Here is a 2,085-nt window from a genome sequence, read left to right as displayed (position 1 = left end):
GGGCTTTTGCTAGAGCATTTCACAGTCAAGTTGGATCAACTTGACCTCTTGATTATGTCAAGCTGGATCAACTTGACGCCCGTGATAATGCGCCCAAATAAAGAATCTAGAGCGAGCGCTATGATCCAATCTGGACGTAAACCGCTCTAGTTAAGTCTCTAAAGTTTAACGGCGTATCATCGCAGCCATAACCGAACTGACAGATGTCTGGCCGATGATGATGCCTTTTTCGCAGCACACATTGACCTGTTCAGTTTTTTCATCCACGAGTTTGCGCATTGCCTCTTCCAGCAGCGTATCAAAACGGATCACCGGCAGATTGGTGTCCGCCCCCTGCGGGGGTGTCATAATCGTATCCACACGGATAACCCGCCCGCGATTGACCTCCTGCACAAAGCTTTCAATATAAGCATCTGCCGGATGAAGCACGATATCCTGACCTGTGCCTTGCTGAATAATTTCACCGTCACGCAAAATTGCAATCCTGTCACCCAGCCGTAAAGCCTCATCCAGATCATGCGTGATAAATACAATGGTCTTTTTGATCTCCTTTTGCAGATCAAGCAGCACGGATTGCATATCCACGCGGATCAGCGGATCAAGAGCGGAAAAGGCTTCATCCATCAGCAGGATCGGTGCATCATTGGTCAGCGCACGGGCAAGTCCCACGCGCTGCTGCATTCCACCGGAAAGCTGGTTCGGATATTTCTCCTCAAAGCCTTTCAGGCCGACGCGTTCAATCCAGCGATGGGCTTCCTCCAACTGTCTGGCACGCGGCACCCCTTGTATCTCCAGTCCGTAGACGGTGTTTTCCAAAACTGTGCGATGCGGCAACAGGGCAAATTTCTGAAACACCATCGCGGTTTTGTGCCGCCGGAATGCGCGCAATTGCGCAGGCGTCATGGTGACCACATCTTCATCACCGACCAGAAGTTCACCGCTGGTCGGGTCAATCAACCGGTTAATATGGCGGATAAGGGTGGATTTGCCGGAGCCGGACAAGCCCATCACCACCTGAATACAACCCGCAGGCATATCAATATTAATGTCGCGCAGCCCCAGAATATGCCCATGCTTGTCATTCAGTTCTGCTTTGGTCATGCCTTCTCTGACAAGCTGCACATAGGCTTTCGGATCATGACCGAAGATCTTGTAGAGATTGCGGATGGAGATGCCGGCTGCAGGTGTCTCAGCCGTCGATACAGACGGATTATTGGCCATGCGTGATCTCCAGATGTTTCTGCAACCGTGCGCCATAGGCCTGACTGATGCGGTCAAAAATAATGGCAATACCGACAATGGCCATGCCGTTGAAAATACCCAAAGTGAAATACTGGTTGGAAATAGCTTTAAGCACCGGCTGTCCCAGCCCCTGTACGCCGATCATTGAGGCAATCACTACCATGGCCAGCGCCATCATGATTGTCTGGTTGATACCCGCCATAATCGTTGGCAAAGCCAGCGGTAGCTGCACATTTTTGAGTTTTTGCCACGGGGATGAGCCGAAAGCATCTGCCGCCTCCAGCACGTCACGGTCGACCTGCCGGATGCCGAGATTGGTCAGGCGGATAATCGGCGGAATGGCGTAGATAACCACGGCAATCAGCCCCGGTACGCGGCCGATACCAAGCAGCATCACCACTGGAATGAGATAAACAAAGCTTGGCATGGTCTGCATAATATCCAGCACAGGGCTGATGACACTTTGCAGCCGGTTGGATTTGGCCATCAGAATGCCGGTCGGGATGCCGACGAGAATGGCGATAACCGTACAGACAAAAATCATCGAGATTGTCTTCATCGTATCATCCCACATGCCGAGATAGCCGATGATAAACAAAGTGATGACAGAGCCGATGGTGATTTTGATGCTGCGGCTGGAGAACCATGCGATTGCGGCAATGAGCAATAATATAACCGGCCAAGGTGTGCCTGTCATAAAGCGTTCTGCCTGAATCAGAAAATATTGCAGCGGGTTGAAAAAGCCCTCAATGGCATCCCCGTAGGCACGGGTGAAGCTGCGGAATGTCTCGTCAATGGCTTTTTTGAGATTGGTAAGTGTCGCATTGTCGAGATTGGGAAAGC

General features: G+C 51.3%; 2 protein-coding genes. Both read right to left on the bottom strand.

Annotated elements, in window-relative coordinates:
* Positions 1-165: 165 nt before the first annotated feature.
* Positions 166-1,221 (bottom strand): glycine betaine/L-proline ABC transporter ATP-binding protein, encoded by a 1,056-nt coding sequence (locus tag A918_RS0104225; protein ID WP_022709848.1) that lies wholly within the window; start codon positions 1,219-1,221, stop codon positions 166-168.
* Positions 1,211-2,085 (bottom strand): proline/glycine betaine ABC transporter permease (locus tag A918_RS0104220; protein ID WP_022709847.1); only part of this gene is annotated, 875 nt, incomplete at its 5' end. The genes A918_RS0104225 and A918_RS0104220, both read right to left, overlap by 11 nt.

This window comes from Pseudochrobactrum sp. AO18b, assembly GCF_000409565.1.
Classification (GTDB): Bacteria; Pseudomonadota; Alphaproteobacteria; order Rhizobiales; family Rhizobiaceae; genus Pseudochrobactrum; species Pseudochrobactrum saccharolyticum.
The sequence above is the reverse complement of the archived record's forward strand: the minus strand, read 5'-3'. Positions and strand labels throughout refer to the sequence as shown.

Excerpts from the sequence above, each read along its gene's own strand:
- A918_RS0104225 (WP_022709848.1), bottom strand. The coding sequence starts at position 1,221 with ATGGCCAATAATCCGTCTGTATCGACGGCTGAGACACCTGCAGCCGGC.